The organism is Ureibacillus endophyticus, assembly GCF_024159215.1.
GTDB lineage: Bacteria > Bacillota > Bacilli > Bacillales_A > Planococcaceae > Ureibacillus > Ureibacillus endophyticus.
On the sequence record NZ_JAMYWW010000001.1, the window covers coordinates 913,629 to 933,074 of the forward strand.

The 19,446-nt window shown below is 36.1% G+C and carries 18 protein-coding genes; 17 read left to right on the plus strand and 1 reads right to left on the minus strand.

Annotated elements, in window-relative coordinates; all coding sequences use genetic code 11:
• Positions 1-48 precede the first annotated feature (48 nt).
• The 17 genes from NKR20_RS04465 to NKR20_RS04540 all read left to right on the plus strand — a co-directional run bounded on the left by NKR20_RS04465 (position 49) and on the right by NKR20_RS04540 (position 17,682).
• Complete coding sequence (locus tag NKR20_RS04465; protein WP_253423942.1) at positions 49-903, plus strand: phosphate propanoyltransferase; 855 nt, start codon at positions 49-51, stop codon at positions 901-903.
• Positions 904-1,100: 197 nt separating this feature from the next.
• Positions 1,101-1,208, plus strand: coding sequence for a BMC domain-containing protein (locus NKR20_RS19385; RefSeq protein ID WP_366519703.1), 108 nt, complete (start codon positions 1,101-1,103; stop codon positions 1,206-1,208).
• A 23-nt stretch (positions 1,209-1,231) separates the two neighbouring features.
• A complete protein-coding gene (locus tag NKR20_RS19390) occupies positions 1,232-1,393 on the plus strand; it encodes a BMC domain-containing protein (protein WP_366519704.1) in 162 nt (53 codons plus the stop codon).
• A gap of 92 nt (positions 1,394-1,485) precedes the next feature.
• Positions 1,486-2,358 (plus strand): malate dehydrogenase, encoded by an 873-nt coding sequence (gene mdh / locus NKR20_RS04475; RefSeq protein ID WP_253423946.1) that lies wholly within the window; start codon positions 1,486-1,488, stop codon positions 2,356-2,358.
• A gap of 344 nt (positions 2,359-2,702) precedes the next feature.
• Positions 2,703-3,182, plus strand: a complete 480-nt coding sequence (gene lspA / locus NKR20_RS04480; protein ID WP_121212913.1) for a signal peptidase II — start codon at positions 2,703-2,705, stop codon at positions 3,180-3,182.
• Positions 3,179-4,093, plus strand: a complete 915-nt coding sequence (locus NKR20_RS04485) for an RluA family pseudouridine synthase (protein WP_121212914.1) — start codon at positions 3,179-3,181, stop codon at positions 4,091-4,093. The genes lspA and NKR20_RS04485 overlap by 4 nt, the downstream gene beginning before the upstream one ends.
• A gap of 379 nt (positions 4,094-4,472) precedes the next feature.
• The gene (pyrR, locus tag NKR20_RS04490; RefSeq protein ID WP_121212915.1) at positions 4,473-5,018 is read left to right on the plus strand and encodes a bifunctional pyr operon transcriptional regulator/uracil phosphoribosyltransferase PyrR; all 546 of its coding nucleotides are present in this window, start codon (positions 4,473-4,475) and stop codon (positions 5,016-5,018) included.
• A 27-nt stretch (positions 5,019-5,045) separates the two neighbouring features.
• Positions 5,046-6,335 carry a uracil-xanthine permease family protein gene (locus tag NKR20_RS04495; protein WP_121212916.1) on the plus strand — a complete coding sequence of 430 codons (1,290 nt, stop codon included), beginning with the start codon at positions 5,046-5,048 and terminating at the stop codon, positions 6,333-6,335.
• 161 nt (positions 6,336-6,496) lie between these two features.
• Positions 6,497-7,372: an aspartate carbamoyltransferase catalytic subunit gene (locus NKR20_RS04500; RefSeq protein ID WP_121212917.1), complete on the plus strand. Its 876-nt coding sequence runs from the start codon at positions 6,497-6,499 to the stop codon at positions 7,370-7,372.
• A gap of 2 nt (positions 7,373-7,374) precedes the next feature.
• Entirely contained in the window at positions 7,375-8,649 is a 1,275-nt protein-coding gene (locus NKR20_RS04505; RefSeq protein ID WP_301285889.1) for a dihydroorotase, read from the plus strand.
• A complete protein-coding gene (locus NKR20_RS04510) occupies positions 8,649-9,749 on the plus strand; it encodes a carbamoyl phosphate synthase small subunit (RefSeq protein WP_121212919.1) in 1,101 nt (366 codons plus the stop codon). Before NKR20_RS04505 ends, NKR20_RS04510 begins: the two co-directional genes overlap by 1 nt.
• Positions 9,742-12,939: a carbamoyl-phosphate synthase large subunit gene (gene carB, locus NKR20_RS04515; protein WP_121212920.1), complete on the plus strand. Its 3,198-nt coding sequence runs from the start codon at positions 9,742-9,744 to the stop codon at positions 12,937-12,939. Before NKR20_RS04510 ends, carB begins: the two co-directional genes overlap by 8 nt.
• Positions 12,939-13,712, plus strand: a complete 774-nt coding sequence (locus NKR20_RS04520; RefSeq protein WP_121212921.1) for a dihydroorotate dehydrogenase electron transfer subunit — start codon at positions 12,939-12,941, stop codon at positions 13,710-13,712. Before carB ends, NKR20_RS04520 begins: the two co-directional genes overlap by 1 nt.
• On the plus strand, positions 13,709-14,620 hold the full coding sequence (locus NKR20_RS04525; RefSeq protein WP_253423949.1) for a dihydroorotate dehydrogenase: 912 nt from the start codon (positions 13,709-13,711) through the stop codon (positions 14,618-14,620). Before NKR20_RS04520 ends, NKR20_RS04525 begins: the two co-directional genes overlap by 4 nt.
• A complete protein-coding gene (gene pyrF, locus NKR20_RS04530; protein ID WP_253423952.1) occupies positions 14,621-15,328 on the plus strand; it encodes an orotidine-5'-phosphate decarboxylase in 708 nt (235 codons plus the stop codon).
• Between the two features lies 1 nt (position 15,329).
• Positions 15,330-15,959 (plus strand): orotate phosphoribosyltransferase, encoded by a 630-nt coding sequence (pyrE, locus tag NKR20_RS04535; RefSeq protein ID WP_253423955.1) that lies wholly within the window; start codon positions 15,330-15,332, stop codon positions 15,957-15,959.
• 514 nt (positions 15,960-16,473) lie between these two features.
• On the plus strand, positions 16,474-17,682 hold the full coding sequence (locus NKR20_RS04540; RefSeq protein ID WP_253422723.1) for an ISL3 family transposase: 1,209 nt from the start codon (positions 16,474-16,476) through the stop codon (positions 17,680-17,682).
• 39 nt (positions 17,683-17,721) lie between these two features.
• Here the strand turns inward: NKR20_RS04540 and NKR20_RS04545 are convergent, their stop codons facing one another.
• Positions 17,722-19,407 carry a methyl-accepting chemotaxis protein gene (locus NKR20_RS04545; RefSeq protein ID WP_253423958.1) on the minus strand — a complete coding sequence of 562 codons (1,686 nt, stop codon included), beginning with the start codon at positions 19,405-19,407 and terminating at the stop codon, positions 17,722-17,724.
• Positions 19,408-19,446 lie beyond the last annotated feature (39 nt).

A 19,446-nucleotide genomic window follows, 5' to 3' on the forward strand; every position in this document is an offset into this window, starting at 1 on the left:
AGGTAAGGCTTAATTGTAATTAGATCGTTTTAGGAAGGTGGCAATTCGATGAATCAACTACAAATTAAAAAGATTGTAGACGAGATGGTCTCTCAATTCGCAGCCCCTAAAAATGTGACATCGAATTCAGAATTTACTGACGGAATTCCCATTGCTGTTTCCGCTCGCCATATTCATTTGCAGCAAGAACATGTTGAAATTTTGTTCGGTAGAGACGCGGTACTAACCAAATATAAAAACTTGTCGCAGCCTAACCAATTTGCAGCAAATGAAACGTTAACAATTGTAGGTCCAAAAGGGTGTATTCAAAAAGTCCGTGTTCTTGGCCCAACAAGAAAACTAACACAAGTGGAAGTTAGTTTTACAGATGCACTAAAACTAGGCATTAATCCACCATTACGAGAATCAGGAGATATTGAGGGATCTGCTAGTTGTACATTAGTTCGACCAAAGGGAAGTATTTATTTAAAAGAAGGCGTTATATTAGCTCAAGCACATATTCATATGTCACCTCTTGATGCACAAAACTTCAATGTAAAAGATGGTGAATTTGTTTCAATTGGTGTGAAACAAGATCGACCTGTTATGTTTCAACAAGTAAAAATTAGGGTTTCTGATAAATATCGATTAGAAATGCATATCGATACTGATGAGGCGAATGCGGGATTAATACAACAAGGGACTATCGGTAAACTATATAAAAATGATTGCTCTGAAAATATTGATAGTGAGTACAAATTATCAACACAATTATCTTTTCCAGATCAAAGAGTAATTACAGCATACGATATCCAGAACGTGAAAGGAACAAGTATACGGATTCATTCAAAGACAATAGTTACTGACAGAGCAAGAGAAATTGCAAAACAATTAGGGATTACCATTTTGTATGACGAAGAATGATATAGTCCTTAAGTTGAAACTAATCGTCTTGAACAATCGGAAACTGTGATCGTTTTGGTGATTGGCGAGGGCGAAGATATCATCATCACATTTGGTAGTTTTGCTAGTTCGTGATTGCAAAATGCAAAGAATTATCCTATTGATGCGTTAATTGTAGGTATTATTGGTTCGTCTATAATAGAGCGGAGTGATAAACGGTGAATCAGGCAATCGGCATGATTGAAACAATTGGATTGGTTGGCTCAATTGAAGCAGCAGACGCCATGTTAAAAGCATCAAACATCACATTAGTAAAACCTGAATAAAAATTGATGGTGGAATTGTTACCGTGATTATTCAAGGAGATATTGGAGCTGTTCAAGCAGCGATTGAAACGGGAGAAGCGACAGCGAGAAAAATCGGTAAAGTACTATCTGTACATGTTATTGCAAGAACCGATGAAGGTATTCAAAATACCTTTTTAGTAAATGAAACATTGAATAATCCATAATTACTGGTGTTGGTGAGGGGGTATATTATGGGATTTAAAAGAAAAAAATTGCAATTATTGGTGCAGGACATACTGGAACGACAATCGCTTTAATGGCCGCTCAAAAGGAATTAGGCGATATTGTGTTATTAGATATGTTAGATATGGAGAATCCTACAAAAGGAAAAGCGTTAGACATTTATGAAATGAGTCCAATACAAAAGTTTAATGTAAAAGTGATAGGAACTTCTAATTATTCACTTATAAAAGATGCAGATCTTGTCATAATAACAGCAGGTATTGCAAGAAAACCTGGTATGAGTAGAGAGGACTTAGTATATACCAATGCTAAAATCATTCAATTCGTCAGCGAAAAAATAAAAGAATATGCACCAAACAGTTATGTCATTGTATTAAGTAATCCTGTTGATGCAATGACTTATATTTGTTTGAAGACAACAGGTTTTCGACCAAATCGAGTTATCGGACAATCAGGCATATTAGATACGGCAAGATTTAATACGTTTATCGCAGAAGAATTAAATATATCAGTTGAAGATATTTCGAGTTTTGTTTTAGGTGGTCATGGAGATGAAATGGTTCCTCTTGTTCGGTATACGTATATAGGTGGAATTCCAATCGAGAAGATTCTTACAAAAGAGCGAATTCAAGCATTGGTCGACCGAACACGAAAAGGCGGAGGAGAAATTGTTGAATTACTTGGAAATGGAAGTGCGTATTATGCACCAGCTGCTTCGATTATCGTTATGTTGGAAGCTATATTAGGAGATCAGAAACGAATCCTACCAGCCATTGCATACTTAAACGGTTATTACGGATACAAAGATATTTGTATTGGTGTACCCGTTGTATTAGGTGGGGAAGGGATTGAAAATATAATCGAACTCCAATTAACCGAAGAAGAGAGAATAGCATTTGAATTATCTGCTCAATCTGTTGAAGGAACAATTGCTCTAATAAGATAATCACGAATATTTCTCTATTTGTTAATCGATCATTTATTGGATAAGCCCAATAAATGATCGATTTTTTATTTGAATATCAAAATAATGTAAGTACCTCTTATTTTCATCATTTAGGATTTGGTTAATTTTTTTGACGTAAAGATTTATAAAAATTTGATCATATTTTGAGGGTTTGTAACTACTTGCGACCATTTGGGGCGTCCGACTCAAATAAAAATCAAGTCTAAAGATGAGATTCTTATAATAATTTTATACATAAATTGGAATAGTTTAATGAGTTCTCTTTTTCATTACGACACTCCATATGTTAGAATAGGAAAGATTATAACAAACGGGGGAATACTGTGTATAAGTATTATGGTTTAGCAGCAATTGTTTTGTTAATTGATCAATGGACTAAATGGTTGATTGTTAAAAATATGGAAATTGGTGATCGGATTACCGTTTTGGATCCTTGGTTTGCCATCCTTTCTCATCGGAATCGTGGTGCGGCTTGGGGTATGTTACAAGGACAAATGTGGATTTTCACCATCGTTACACTTGTTGTAATTGGTGGAATCATTTACTACTTCCATAAAGAAGCAAAGGGAAAACCGTTCTTTGCCAGTAGTTTAATGGTTTTACTAGGGGGAGCTCTAGGGAATTTTATTGATCGTATTTTCCGTGGAGAAGTAGTAGATTTTATCGATGTGCTAATTCCGATAATTAATTATGATTTTCCGATTTTTAACATTGCAGATGCTGCACTAACAATTTCAGTAGTTATGTTAATTTTAGTCATACTAAAAGAAGATCGTGAAGGAAAGAAAAAGGTGAAAAAATGACAGTTGTAACAATTACAATTGAAACAGAAAATGCAGGGGAACGTATAGACAAGGCGTTATCTGTAATTAACGAAGAGTGGTCTCGTTCTCAAATTGCAAGTTGGATAGCTGATGGTATTGTAAAAGTTAATGGAGAAGTGCCAAAAGCAAAATATAAAGTAAAAGAAGGCGACATAGTCGAAATTGATGTGCCGGAACCAGAACCTCTAGAAGTAATTCCAGAAGATTTGGATCTTGAAATTGTCTATGAAGATGCAGATGTAATCGTAGTAAATAAGCCTAAAGGAATGGTTGTTCACCCTGCGCCTGGACATATGACAGGAACTTTAGTTAATGGCTTAATGTACCATTGTAAGGATCTATCTGGAATAAATGGTGTATTAAGACCAGGAATTGTCCATCGAATCGATAAAGATACTTCTGGCTTACTTATGGTTGCAAAAAATGACCACGCCCATCATTCACTTGTAGAACAATTGGTGAATAAAACAGTAACACGTAAGTATACTGCATTAGTTCATGGCCATATTGCCCATGATAAAGGGACAATTGATGCACCGATTGGAAGAGATCCAAAAGATCGTCAGAAACAAGCTGTTGTCGATAATGGGAAGCATGCGGTAACTCATTTTCATGTGAAAGAAAGAATCGGGAAGTATACATTGGTGGAATGTCGACTTGAAACAGGTCGTACACACCAAATTCGTGTGCATATGAATTACATCGGTTTTCCTTTAGTGGGAGATCCAAAATATGGACCAAAGAAAACAATTGATTTTGGTGGACAAGTGCTACATGCTGGTGTTCTTGGTTTTAACCATCCAACGAGTAATGAATACTTAGAGTTTGAAGTGCCATTACCTGACGATTTTCGACAATTGCTTGAACAATTAAGAACGGAAGAAATTTAAAAAAATTATTTTATTAAAACAGTGTTGACTTGAGTTATAGATAAGACTATACTGACAACAGTGAATAAAACCTACTGTGATAGGGAATAGTAAAAAAATTAAATATTCACCTTTAATGGCAGTCCAGAGAGGCTGAGAAGGTATAAGATGAATTGTAACGGAGTTTTCATGCGTTTCTAACATAGGCTTATTGTGTCCTTTGCACGATAAAACGCTTATTTAGGTATGCCTATGAAATGAAAACACGACCAAACATGCTTTTTCAACTTGTATATCCCAACCTCTTAAGCTGGTGCTTAGGAGGTTTTTTATTTTGAAAAAGTTATACCTCATGGGACTGTGAACAAAACAATAAATATTCAGGGGAGGAGGAAATGGTATGTCGAATATTACCGAATTATTAGATGGACCTTCAATGAATCGTGCTCTAACAAGAATCGCTCATGAAATCATTGAACGTAATAAAGGGATTGATGAATGTATTTTAGTTGGTATTAAAACTCGAGGGGCATTCTTAGCAAAGCGTCTAGCAGAAAAAATCGAAAGAATTGAAGGCAAACCAATCCGTACAGGGGAACTTGATATTACATTGTATCGTGATGACTTATCTTCAAAAAACGATAATGATGAAGCACTTGTACAACAAGTAGATATCGACTACGTAGTAACAAATCAAAAAATCGTATTAGTTGATGATGTTCTTTATACAGGTAGAACAGTAAGAGCTGGTTTAGACGCAGTCATGGATTTAGGAAGGCCATCGCAAATTCAACTAGCAGTATTAGTAGACCGGGGTCATCGAGAATTACCAATTAGAGCTGATTATGTTGGGAAGAACATTCCAACAGCAGGAACAGAAAGAATTGTTGTTCGCTTACAAGAAGTAGATGGCGAAGATAATGTTACATTACACAAAATAGATTAATTCATCAGATGAGAGAGGAAAATAAATATGTCCAAAGCGATTTTAGACATTAACGATAAACCTACCACAGGACAGTTGATTACATTAAGTTTCCAACACATGTTTGCAATGTTTGGTTCAACAATATTAGTACCTCAATTAGTAGGATTAAGTCCTGCAATCGCACTTTTAACAAGTGGACTAGCAACAATTGTTTTCTTGTTAATTACACAATTTAAAGTACCAGCTTATTTAGGTTCATCCTTCGCCTTTATCGCGCCAATACTTTTAGCAGCTGGCGGCTTAAACGAAAATGGTCAAAGTGTAAACCCTGGTAATGCAATGATTGGTGCAATGGCAGTCGGATTAGTATACGGAATTGTTTCCTTATTAATTTGGAAAACAGGTTACAAATGGTTAATGAGTCTATTACCACCGATTGTTGTAGCTCCAGTTATTATGGTTATTGGATTAGGGTTAGCAGGAACAGCCGTTAATATGGCAATGAATGTAAATGGTGAATATAGCTTCTTACATTTCACAGCTGCATTAGTTACATTATTTGCAGCAATTATCTTTAATGTATATTTTAAAAATGTTTTAAGTACAATGCCTATTCTTTTAGGGTTAATTGTTGGGTACATATATTCTGCTATCGTTGGGATTGTCGATTTTACACCAGTTAAAGAAGCATCTTGGTTTGCTTTCCCTGACTTCTTAATTCCAGGTGTACATTACGAATTTAAAGTAACATCAGCAATCTTATTAGCGATGGTGCCAATCGTAATCGTAACAATCTCAGAACATATTGGGCATCAATTAGTATTAGGTAAAGTAGTAAATCGTAACTATGTGAAAGACCCAGGTTTACATAGATCGTTACTTGGTGATGGATTAGGAACACTTGTTAGTGCTTTTATTGGTGGACCGCCAAAAACAACATATGGTGAAAATATTGGGGTTTTAGCAATCACAAGAGTTTTCTCGGTGTATGTAATTTTAGGTGCAGCAGTACTTGCCATCTTATTTTCCTTCTTTGGAAAAGCAATGGCATTAGTTCAAACAATTCCAACTGCAGTACTTGGTGGTATTTCAATACTACTATTCGGGATTATTGCTTCAAGTGGACTAAGAATGCTTGTTGAAAACAACATTGATTTCGGTAACAACCGCAACATGGTTATCTCATCTGTAATTTTAGTTATCGGTATTGGTGGTGCAGCTTTAAGATTTACTGACAGCTTTGCAATCGAAGGTATGGCTTTAGCTGCAATTGTTGGTGTATTATTAAACCTTCTATTACCAGGAAGAGATAAAGAAGTGAAAGATATTGAATAAAATAATATAACCTTTTAAAAGTTGTCCAGAGAGGCAAAAAAGGGGAAATATGACAGCCGTACGTTGACGTACTAATTTTGTCATACCTCCTAAAGCCTCGTGATAGTCACGAGGCATTTTTCATAAATAGCGAATGCTTTTCTTACAAGGAGGAAGAGACAATGAGAAATTTACTTTCAATGGAACATTTAACAAATGACCAAGTAATGAAGATTATTGAACGAGCAGCTCAATTTGAAGCTGGTGAACAAAGTGTTTTAAATCGAACTTATCATGTTGCAAACTTATTTTTCGAGCCAAGTACAAGGACGAAAACAAGTTTTGAAATGGCAGAAAGAAAAGTAGGTTGTACAGTGATTCCTTTTGATGCAGGATTTTCAAGTGCATTAAAAGGTGAGACAATGTACGATACTGTGAAGACATTAGAAATGATTGGGATGGATGCTGTAGTTATTCGTGCGAAGGAGGATGAATACTACAACGAACTTCTTGAGGGAATTAATGTAGCAGTTATTAATGCCGGTGATGGAGCAGGACAACACCCGTCGCAAAGTTTGTTAGATTTATACACAATCTATAAAGAGTTCGGATCATTTGAAGGATTAAATGTTACGATTGTCGGTGACATCTCACATAGTCGCGTTGCAAAATCAAATGCTACGGCGTTAAGAAAACTTGGTGTAAATGTTCGTTTCCTATGTCCACCAGAATGGGCAGGAGATTTTGAGGCACATCATTCTTGGGATGGGCTGTTAGAAGACAGTGATGTCGTGATGTTACTACGTATTCAGCATGAACGACATATTGTAAATAAAAGTTTCTCAAAAGAAAGTTATCACGAACAATATGGTTTAACTTTCGAGCGTGAAGCAAAAATGAAGAAAAATGCAATCATAATGCACCCAGCACCTGTTAACCGTGATGTAGAAATTGCATCGGAACTAGTAGAGTGCGAACGTTCAAGAATATTTAGTCAAGTTCGAAATGGTGTTTTTGTAAGAATGGCTATCATTGAAACGATTTTGAAAGGAAGATAAACATGATGAAATATTTGAAAAATGTCAAAATACTGAATGAAAACAGTGAATTAATTGAATCATCAGTAACAATAGAAGATGGAAAAATCGTTGCAATTGGAGCTGAACTTCCAGAAGGTGCAGAAGTGATTGACGGAAAAGGCAATCTATTAGCACCAGGTTTTGTAGATTTACATGTACATTTACGTGAACCTGGTTTCGAACATAAAGAAACGATTGCAACTGGTTCAGGTTCAGCAGCAAAGGGTGGTTTCACAACAATTTGTGCAATGCCGAATACGAAACCTGTACCAGATTCAGCAGAAAATATGAAATTAATCAAAGGATTAATAAAAGAAAGTGCAGTTGTACGTGTATTACCGTACGGATCTTTAACGGTAGCCGAAGCTGGTGAAGAACGTACAAATATTCAAGAATTAAAAGAACTTGGTGCAGTAGCCTTTTCAGATGATGGAGTAGGAATTCAACTAGCTTCAACAATGTATGAGCAAATGAAAGATGCAGCTAAAATAGATGCAGTAGTCGTTGCTCACTGTGAAGATAATTCTTTAATCTATGATGGTGTAATGCACGAAGGAAAACGAAATAAAGAACTTGGATTACCAGGTATCCCATCAATTTGTGAATCGGTTCAAATTGCGCGCGATGTATTACTAGCTGAAGCAGCAGGAGCTCGCTACCATGTATGTCACGTATCAACAAAAGAATCTGTACGAGCAGTTAGAGATGCAAAAGCTGCAGGAATCCGCGTTACCGCTGAAGTTTGTCCACACCATTTATTATTAGAAGAAATGGATATTCCAAGTGATGATGCAAATTGGAAAATGAATCCACCATTACGTGCAAGTGATGACAAAGATTCATTACACCAAGCATTACTAGATGGAACAATTGATTGTATCGCAACAGACCATGCACCACACACTGTAGAAGAAAAATGTTGTGGTATGGTAGGAGCACCATTTGGTATTGTCGGATTTGAAACAGCTTTCCCACTATTATACACACAATTTGTAGAAACAGGGAAATGGACTTTAAAGCAATTAGTTGACTGGATGAGTGTAAAACCTGCAAAAATTTTCGATTTACCGTATGGAACAATCGAAGTGGGTGCATCAGCTGATTTAGTATTAATTGATTTGAATAAAGAACAAACAGTAAATGCTGAAGAATTTGTTTCGAAAGGTCGTAACACACCATTCAATGGTTGGACAGCAAAAGGATGGCCAGTAATGACAATATTTGAAGGCAACATCGTCTATGAGGAGGCACAATAATGAAGAAAAGACAATTAATTTTAGAAGACGGTACAGTATTTAATGGAATAGCATTTGGTAGTGAGCGTGCATCACAAGGTGAGGTTGTATTTACTACAGGTATGACTGGTTATCAAGAAACACTTTCAGACCCTTCATTCTATGGACAAATTGTAACATTTACATATCCATTGATTGGTAACTACGGTATTAACCGTGATGATTTTGAATCCATCACACCAGCAATTCGTGGAATGGTTTGTCGTGAATTAGCAAAAGAACCATCTAACTTCCGTTCAGACCTTTCATTAAATGACTATCTAATTTCACAAGATATTCCTGGTATCGAAGGAATTGATACACGTAAATTAACAAGAATTATTCGTTCAAAAGGTGCTGTAAAAGCGATTCTTACTGCAGCAGATGAAGAAGTAAATGTTGAAGAAGTAGTAGAAAAGTTAGTTGCAACGCCACTTATTACAAATCACGTAAAAGAAGTATCACCGAAAGCGGCATATCCAAGCCCAGGACGTGGAAAACGCGTTGTTCTGATCGACTTCGGTATGAAGCACGGAATTTTACGTGAACTTAATAAACGTGATTGTGATGTACTGGTTGTACCTTACAATACATCAGCGGAACAAATTTTAGCTTGGCATCCAGATGGCATTATGCTTTCAAATGGACCTGGGGACCCAACAGATGTTGCAGAAGGAATTGAAACAATTCGCAATTTAGTAGGAAAAGTGCCAATCTTCGGTATTTGCTTAGGACACCAATTATTTGCGTTAGCTTGTGGTGCAAAAAGCTTTAAATTACCTTTTGGACACCGTGGAGGAAATCACCCAGTTAAAGATTTACGTACAGGCCGTACTGAATTAACATCACAAAACCATGGCTATGCAATTGATGCAGATTCATTAGAAGGTACAGATTTAGAAGTAACACATGTCGCATTAAATGACGGTACTGTAGAAGGGTTACGTCATAAAAAATATCCAATATTTACAGTGCAATATCACCCAGAAGCTTCACCTGGGCCAGAAGATTCAAATCACTTATTTGATGAATTTATTGAATTAATGGAAGTAGAAGCAGGGAAGGAGAAACAACATGCCTAAACGTACAGATATAGAAACTATTTTAGTAATCGGATCAGGTCCTATCATCATTGGACAAGCAGCAGAATTTGACTATGCAGGTACACAAGCTTGTCTTTCATTAAAAGAAGAAGGTTACCGAGTAATTTTAATCAACTCAAACCCTGCAACAATTATGACGGACACAGAAATTGCAGATAAAGTATACATCGAGCCAATTTCATTAGAATTTGTTTCTCGTATTTTACGTAAAGAACGTCCAGATGCAATCCTTCCAACATTAGGTGGTCAAACAGGATTAAACATGGCAATTGAGTTACAAGAATCTGGGATTTTAGATGAATTAGGAATTGAAATTTTAGGTACAAAACTTGATGCCATCCATAAAGCTGAAGACCGTGATTTATTCCGTAATTTAATGTATGAATTAGGAGCACCAGTTCCTGAATCAGACATTATTCATACTATTGAAGAAGCGAAAAATTTCGTAGCTAAAATTGGTTACCCAGTAATCGTACGTCCTGCATTCACTTTAGGAGGTACTGGTGGCGGTATTTGTAATAACGAACAAGAATTAGAAGAAATCGTTGCTAGTGGATTAAAGTATAGTCCTGTAACACAATGTTTATTAGAGAAATCAATCGCTGGTTATAAAGAGATTGAATATGAAGTAATGCGTGACTCAAAGGATAATGCCATCGTGGTTTGTAACATGGAAAACTTTGATCCAGTTGGTATCCATACAGGGGATTCAATTGTAGTAGCACCATCTCAAACTTTATCAGACCGTGAATATCAAATGTTACGTAACATCTCATTAGATATTATCCGTGCACTTAAAATTGAAGGTGGATGTAACGTACAATTAGCACTTGACCCACATAGCTTTAACTATTATGTAATCGAAGTAAACCCACGTGTATCACGTTCATCTGCCCTTGCTTCAAAAGCAACAGGATATCCGATCGCAAAATTAGCGGCTAAAATCGCAGTAGGTTTAACTTTAGATGAAATTAAAAACCCAGTAACTGGTTCAACATTTGCAGACTTCGAGCCAGCTCTTGACTACATCGTGGCGAAAATTCCACGTTGGCCATTCGATAAATTTGAATCAGCAAAACGTAACCTTGGAACACAAATGAAGGCGACTGGGGAAGTTATGGCTTTAGGTCGTACGTTTGAAGAAGCAATTTTAAAAGCAGTTCGTTCATTAGAAACTGGTCATATTCATATCGAATTAAAACACGCAGAAGATAATTCAGATAACTGGATTGAAAAACGAATTAAAAAAGCTGGTGATGAACGTTTATTCTTCATCGCTGAAGCATTACGTCGTGGCGTGACAATTGAACAAATCCACGAATGGTCTGAAATTGACTTATGGTTCTTAAATAAACTTCAAAACATTATCAAAATGGAAGATACATTAGCTCAAAATGTTAATGATATGGAAGTTCTACACCAAGCAAAACGTATGGGCTTTGCGGACCAAAAAATTGCGGAACTTTGGAATACAACAGCACAAGAAATTTACGAAACACGTAAAGCACATGGTATTGTACCAGTATATAAAATGGTTGATACATGTGCTGCTGAATTCGAATCTGCAACACCATACTTCTACGGTACGTATGAAGAAGAAAACGAGTCAATCGTTTCTGATAAACCATCTGTTATTGTACTTGGCTCTGGTCCAATCCGTATTGGACAAGGTGTTGAGTTCGACTATGCAACAGTTCACTCAGTATGGGCAATCCAAGAAGCTGGTTATGAAGCGATTATCATTAACTCAAATCCAGAAACAGTTTCAACTGACTTCTCAATTTCAGATAAGCTTTACTTTGAACCACTAACAATTGAAGATGTTATGCACATTATTGATTTAGAAAAACCAATAGGCGTTGTAGTTCAATTTGGTGGTCAAACAGCAATTAACTTAGCAGATAAATTAGCAGCTAATGGTGTGAAAATTCTAGGAACAAGCTTAGAAGATATCGACCGTGCAGAAAACCGTGATAAATTTGAACAGGCTTTACACGAATTAGATATTCCACAACCAGCTGGTGAGACTGCAGTATCTGCTGAAGAAGCATTAGAAATTGGTAAACGATTAGGCTTCCCAGTATTAGTTCGTCCTTCTTATGTACTTGGTGGACGTGCAATGGAAATTGTTTATAATGAGCAAGAATTAAAACACTATATGGAAAATGCAGTAGAAGCATCACCAGATCATCCAGTTTTAGTTGACCGTTATTTAACTGGTCAAGAAATTGAAGTAGATGCAATTTGTGACGGTGAAAATGTGTTAATCCCAGGTATTATGGAACATGTTGAGCGCGCGGGTGTTCACTCTGGTGACTCTATCTCTGTATACCCACCACAAAAATTAACTGAAGAACAAAAAGCAACTTTAGTAGATTACACAACTCGTTTAGCAAGAGGCTTAAACATTGTGGGATTAATGAATATTCAATATGTACTTTCACAAGGTCAAATTTACGTAATTGAAGTAAACCCACGTTCAAGTCGTACTGTACCATTCCTAAGTAAAATTACGAATATTCCTATGGCAAATATTGCAACGAAAGCTATTCTAGGACAATCGATTGTTGAACAAGGATACCCAACAGGTCTTGCAAAAGAACAAAAAGGTGTATTTGTTAAAGTACCAGTATTCAGTTTTGCAAAATTACGCCGTGTGGATATTACATTAGGACCTGAAATGAAATCAACTGGTGAAGTAATGGGTAAAGATGCAACATTCGAAAAAGCGTTATACAAAGGCTTTGTTGCAGCTGGAATGGAAATTAAAACTCACGGAACAGTATTGTTTACTGTATCTGATAAAGATAAAGAAGAAGCAATTGGATTGGCAAAACGTTTCAATACAGTTGGCTATCGTGTGATGGCAACAGAAGGAACTGCAAAAGCTTTCGCAGAAGCAGGCATCGAAACTGATATCGTTGAGAAAATCGGCTCAAAAGGAAAAACATTATTAGATGTAATCCAAAATGGCGAAGCTCAACTTGTTGTGAATACATTAACAAAAGGTAAACAACCAGCTCGTGATGGATTCCGTATTCGTCGTGAATCTGTAGAAAATGGTGTACCATGTTTAACATCACTTGATACTGCAGAAGCAATGTTAGAAGTAATTGAGTCTATGACATTTACGGCAGAAGAGATGCCAAAAGCGGAGGTATTTCACTAATGATTCAACAAGAACGAATGATTGTCGTTCGTCAAAGTGAAATTGCTCATCATATTTTTGAACTTACATTACAAGGTCAAATTGTTCAGGAAATGAATCCTGGACAATTTGTCCACATCCGTGTGTCTGATTCATTTGAGCCACTCCTTAGACGACCAATCAGTATAGCAAATATCGACAAAGAAGCAGGGGAAGTTACAGTTATTTATCGTGCAGAAGGTAGAGGAACGTCGATTTTATCAACAAAACAAGTTGGTGATGAGGTAGATGTTCTTGGTCCAATCGGTAATGGGTTCCCAGTTGAAGCCACTCCAGAAAAAGGTACTGCTTTACTAGTTGGTGGGGGGATTGGTGTACCACCGCTATATGAATTATCTAAACAATTAAATGCTCGTGGTGTACGAACAATACATGTTTTTGGTTTTGCAACTGAAAATGTAACGTTTTATGAAGATCAGTTCTCTACATTAGGTGATACTCATTTTGTGACAGTTGATGGAACAAAGGGAACAAAAGGTTTTGTAACAGATTTATTAGAAGAACTAAATCCTGAGTTCGATGTGTTTTATAGCTGTGGACCACTACCAATGCTACGTGCATTAGAAAATTTCTATCCAGACAAACCTGGATACCTTTCTTTTGAAGAGCGAATGGGTTGTGGCATTGGTGCATGTTTTGCTTGTATTTGTAAAACAACTGAACAACAAGAAAAAGACTATGTAAAAGTTTGCTCAGATGGACCAGTATTCCCGAAAGGAGTGGTACAACTATGAGTAAATTAAATATTCAACTTCCAGGTCTTGAATTGAAAAATCCAATTATGCCTGCATCTGGCTGTTTTGGATTTGGTCGTGAGTATGCACAGCTTTATGATTTATCTAAGCTTGGTGCAATTATGATTAAAGCAACAACAGTTGAAAAACGTTTAGGAAATCCAACTCCACGTGTTGCGGAAACTCCGGCTGGTATGTTAAATGCAATTGGATTACAAAATCCTGGTTTAGATAAAGTAATGAGTGAAGAGCTTCCATGGTTAGAACGTTATGATGTACCAATTATCGCCAATGTTGCTGGTACTTTAACGGAAGATTATGTTGAAGTTGCACGCCGTATTTCAACTGCACCTAACGTGAAGGCTCTTGAATTAAATATTTCCTGTCCAAATGTAAAACATGGAGGAATTACTTTTGGTACAGACCCAGTCATTGCTCGCGAATTAGTGGAAGCAGTAAAGGCAGTTTCAAAGGTGCCTGTTTATGTGAAATTGTCACCAAACGTAACAAATATCGTAGAAATTGCTCAAGCTGTTGAAATTGGTGGAGCAGATGGTATTACGATGATCAATACGCTAGTAGGAATGCGTTTAGATGAACGCACAGGAAAACCAGTCATTGCAAATGGTACAGGTGGTCTTTCTGGTCCTGCAGTGAAACCAGTTGCGATTCGTATGGTATATGAAGTGTATAAGGTGGTAGAAATTCCTATTATTGGGATGGGTGGCGTAACAAATGCTCAAGATGTTATCGATTTTATGTCGGCAGGAGCATCTGCAGTAGCGGTTGGAACTGCAAACTTTGTGGATCATTTTGTTTGTCCAAACATTATTGAAGAATTACCGGCAAAATTAGAAGCTTTAGGTGTTACTCATATTAAAGAAATTATTGGAAGGAGCCACCGTTAAATGAACAATAAACCGATCATTGCACTAGATTTTCCTAGTGAAGTGGAAGTATTCAATTTTCTAAACAAATTTAGCGAACCGTTATTCGTTAAAATTGGCATGGAGCTTTATATGCAGGAAGGTCCTGACATTGTTCGCAAAGTAAAAGAGCAAGGTCACGATATTTTCTTAGATTTAAAACTTCATGACATTCCGAATACTGTAAAATCTGCAATGAAGGGGTTAGCAAAGTTAGGTGTTGACTTAGTAAATGTTCATGCAGCAGGTGGTATTAATATGATGGAGGGTGCTCTTGAAGGGCTAGAAGCAGGAACGCTAGCAGGGAAAAAAAGAGCGGCATTAATTGCTGTTACCCAATTAACGTCGACAACGGAACAACAAATGCAAAATGAACAAAAAATCAATTTATCGTTGCTTGATTCCGTCTTACATTATGCAAGTATTACGAAACAAGCAGGGTTAGATGGGGTAGTTTGTTCTGTCCATGAAGCAGGAGCGATTCGAGAAGTTTGTGGAGAAGAGTTTCTACGAGTAACACCTGGAATCCGCTTAACAGGTGGAGAAACTCACGATCAAAAGCGAATCGCAACACCTGATGGAGCAAGAAAAGATGGTTCTTCATTAATCGTAGTAGGACGCGCGATTACAAATGCAGAGGATCCAGTAGCAGCTTATAAAATAGTACGTGAATTATGGGAGGAACAATAAGATGTCATTACAAAAAGAAATCGCATTAGGAATGTTACAAGTAGGTGCAGTAGAATTAAACCCAACAGATTTATTTACATGGGCATCAGGCATTAAATCGCCAATATATTGCGATACACGCTTAACAATTTCAGATGTGAAAATTCGTAAACAAATTGCAAATGGCTTAGCACAAAATATTAAAAAATTCTTCCCAGAAACAGAAGTTGTTGCTGGTACAGCGACTGCTGGTATTCCGCACGCCGCATGGGTTTCTGATATTTTAGAATTACCAATGGTATATGTACGTTCAAAAGCAAAAGGACATGGACGTGGCAACCAAATTGAGGGAAAATATAAAGAAGGTCAAAAAGTAGTAGTTGTTGAGGATATCGTATCAACGGGTGGCTCTTCAATTACTGCTGTAGAAGCTTTACGTGCAGCTGGTTGTGAAGTAGTTGGCGTTGTGTGTGTCTATACATATAACCTACCAAGAGCAGAACAAGCATTTGAAGAAGCAGGCGTTAAATACGTAAGCTTAACAAATTTTGATTTCTTAGTAGAAGCTGCAACAGAATCAGGCGCAATTGACGAAAAACACATCCCATTCCTAAAAGAGTGGCACGCGAAACTTAAAGCGGGAGAATTGTAATTCTTTAATTAGCTAAATTATGTAGCGTAGAGGTAAGTTTATATAAATGAGAGCTGTGACGAAAGCGAAGCGATAGTCGCACTGCGGACTTAAAAGCGGTGAATTTATAATTTCTTAAGTAAGAACTTTTTAGCGCGGTTGTTAGCATATTCTAAACTAGAGCTGTGGCGAAAGCGTAGCGACAGCCACACCGCGAAACTAATATATTAGAATCTATATGAATAATTAATTTCCTTAAAGTATTAAGACGTAAGAGTGATTTAATAATCATTCTTACGTTTTTCATATTTCAAATTTTAAGAGGCTAGATAATACTATTGATAGGTAGAATAAAAAGATGTCTTAGTAGCGTTTATTACTACTAGACATCTTTTTTACTTAAACTTTAAATTTCTGGTTCTATAATATTTGTTGGGGTTTTACTACAATTTTTGACAATAAAAAAGCACGTAACCACCGATTTCGATATACTTGAATTGACGAGAAACAAGTTATGAAAGGTGATACGTGCAATATGAATTTTAACATGAATATACCAGGATTAAAAGATGTAACAATTCATAAGATGGAGGAGATTGGAGACCGTGTGGCTTTATACGTGTCGCTTCCGAAGAAAGAACATCAATGTCCAGTTTGTAAGAGAATGACCTCTAAAATTCATGATTATCGAGTTCAAAAAATTAAGCATTTAAAATGGTTTGAAAGATTAACTATCCTTTTTTATAAACGCCGTCGTTATGTATGCGAATGTGGAAAACGCTTCTCAGAAAAATCCCCTTTCGTGGATAAATATCAACGTTACTCAAAAGAATGGAACCAAGTTGTTGGAATTCGTTCAGTAAAAGCAAAGACATTTAAGGAAACTGCAGAAGTCCTTGGAACATCTAGTTCAACTGTAATTCGTCGCTTTAAAAATGTTGTAAAAGAACAGTTAAAAGAGGGAGTACATTTACCGAAATGTATTGCAATCGATGAATATAAGGGAGATACCGATGCAGGGACCTATCAACTAATTATTGCGAACGCTGAAACACACGAACCGATTGATATTTTACCAAATCGACGCAAAGAAACGATTAAGGATTATTTAATGAAATATGGAGCAGCTGTAGAAGTAGTGGTAATGGATATGAATCCAAGTTTTAAGGCAGCTGTTAGAAAAGCATTAAATCGCCCCATTATCGTAGCAGATCGATTCCATTTTTCTCGTTATATTTATTGGGCACTAGATGAAGTACGTCGTAAAGTGCAGAAAGAATGGCATCCTTATGATCGTAAAAAGTGTAAGAAAATGCGCCATGTCTTATATAAACGGTTTGATAAGTTAACAGAGAAGAATCGCTGGTATTTAAGACGCTATACAGGGATGTCTAGTGAATTGAGAAAAGCCTATGAACTTAAGGAAGCCTATTGTAAATGGTTTGATTGGGCAAAAACAACTGATGATATAACAGAAGTTAAAAAGAGATTAGAAGCTTTTTACCGTAAGGTAGAAGAAGCAAAGATTCCAGCATTCATAAAAGCGATTCAAACTTTTAAGAATTGGCAAGTAGAGATCTTGAATAGCTTTAGTTTTAGGTATTCAAATGGATTTCTAGAAGGCATTAATAATAAATCGAAGGTAATGAAACGAAATGCTTATGGTTTTAGAAGTTTTAAGCATTTTAAAGCAAAGATTTTATTAAATGATTTATATAAAGAAATCGGGGTTCATTTAGGTTAACAAGGGTGACGTGCAAGAACACATCACCCCAACATTTGACTAAGAACCAAATTTCTTAATAAGTTCCTGTAATTCAATGGATTTATCCGCCAAATCAACTGCAACATCGTTTACACCTACCATTGTAGCAGTTTGTTCTTGTACTGCTGCTGCAAGCATTTGAACATTATCAGAAGCACTAGTTGAACCATTTGAAATTTCTACAATGGATGCTGCTACTTGTTCTGCACTTGCAGAGATTTGTTGAGAAGCAGCAGAAATATCGCTAATTTGATCATTCATGGAGTGAATTGCATCTTGGATTGTATTAAAAGCAATGCCTGATTCAGTAATAATCTCGACACCTTCGCTTACTGAGGATAAGGAATTTGAAACTGCCTTTTCTACATTTTCAGTATCTGCTTTAATAATATTTGTTAATTCAACTATTTTACTAGCTGAAACTTTTGATTCCTCAGCTAATTTCCTTACTTCATCTGCTACAACCGCAAAACCTTTACCATGTTCACCCGCTCTTGCAGCTTCAATAGCGGCATTTAACGCAAGTAAGTTAGTTTGATCTGTGATGTTTGTAATTACTTGAGTAATATTCCCGATTTCTTCGGATTGTTTACTAAGTTTTTGCACTAAATCATTTACTAATGTTGTTGAATCTTTAATAACTTTCATTTGACTTTGTGCTTTTTCAACAGTTTTACTACCATTTAATGCAGTTGTTGCTGATTCTTCAGCATTTTGATTTAATGCTTGAGTTGATTCTGCTATTCTTTGAATACCTGCTGCTGTTTCATCCATTGCTTTAGCACTTTCATTTGAAGCAGATGCAGAAGTAGCAGCAGTTTCTGCAGTTTCGCTTATTCGGTATGCTATATCTTCTGAAGTTGCTGTCATTTCCTCTGTACTAGCAGATAATTCTTCTGCAGCCATTGTTAAATGTTCTGCATTCGATTGTACATTCTTTATTAATACATGTAGATTGGTTTTCATTTTATTAAAAGCAAGAGAAAGTTGTCCAATTTCATCTTTGGAACGAGTTTTCATATCTTCATGAGTTAAGTCACCTTCTGCAATAAGATTTGCAGCTTCAACGACTTTTACTAAAGGATTAGTTATTGCTCTACGTACATAGATAAGAATAATAATCGCAATAATCGTTGCTAAAATAATTGCAGAAATCGTAATTGTTTGAGTTAAAGAAACCGTACTTTTCGCACTAGCTGTAACTTTATCCAATTCTTCAAGTTGATAACTTAAAATCTTTTCTGCATTTTCTAAAATCCCAACATTTGATTTTTCTGCGTCTACATTAATTACTTCAAATGCTCTTTCTTCATCACCAGCATTATAGTATTGCCACATTGTTTCTACATCGGCATTAAATTGATTATTATTTTTAATAATTTCATCTGTGTATTCTTTTAGTTCATTCGTATTTGCTACATTTGAAAGTTCCTGAATTTTATCATCTAAATACTTTTGATAATATTCAAGATTTTCACGAGTTTTTTGAGTGTTATCAATCGCAACTTCACGAACATAGATTCCCTGCATTGCAAGACCGAATTTAATCTCCTCAGCTAATTCTACTTGATATACTTGTTCATCAATTGCTTTTTCCACTTTTTTATTAATATTATGTATTTGATTCAGGATGATACTTAGTGAAGCGATAATTACAACTATAATAGTTACAAAACCAATTCCAATTTTCTTCCCTATCGACATATTTCCACTCCTGATTGGATTATCAAATTTCCTATATTT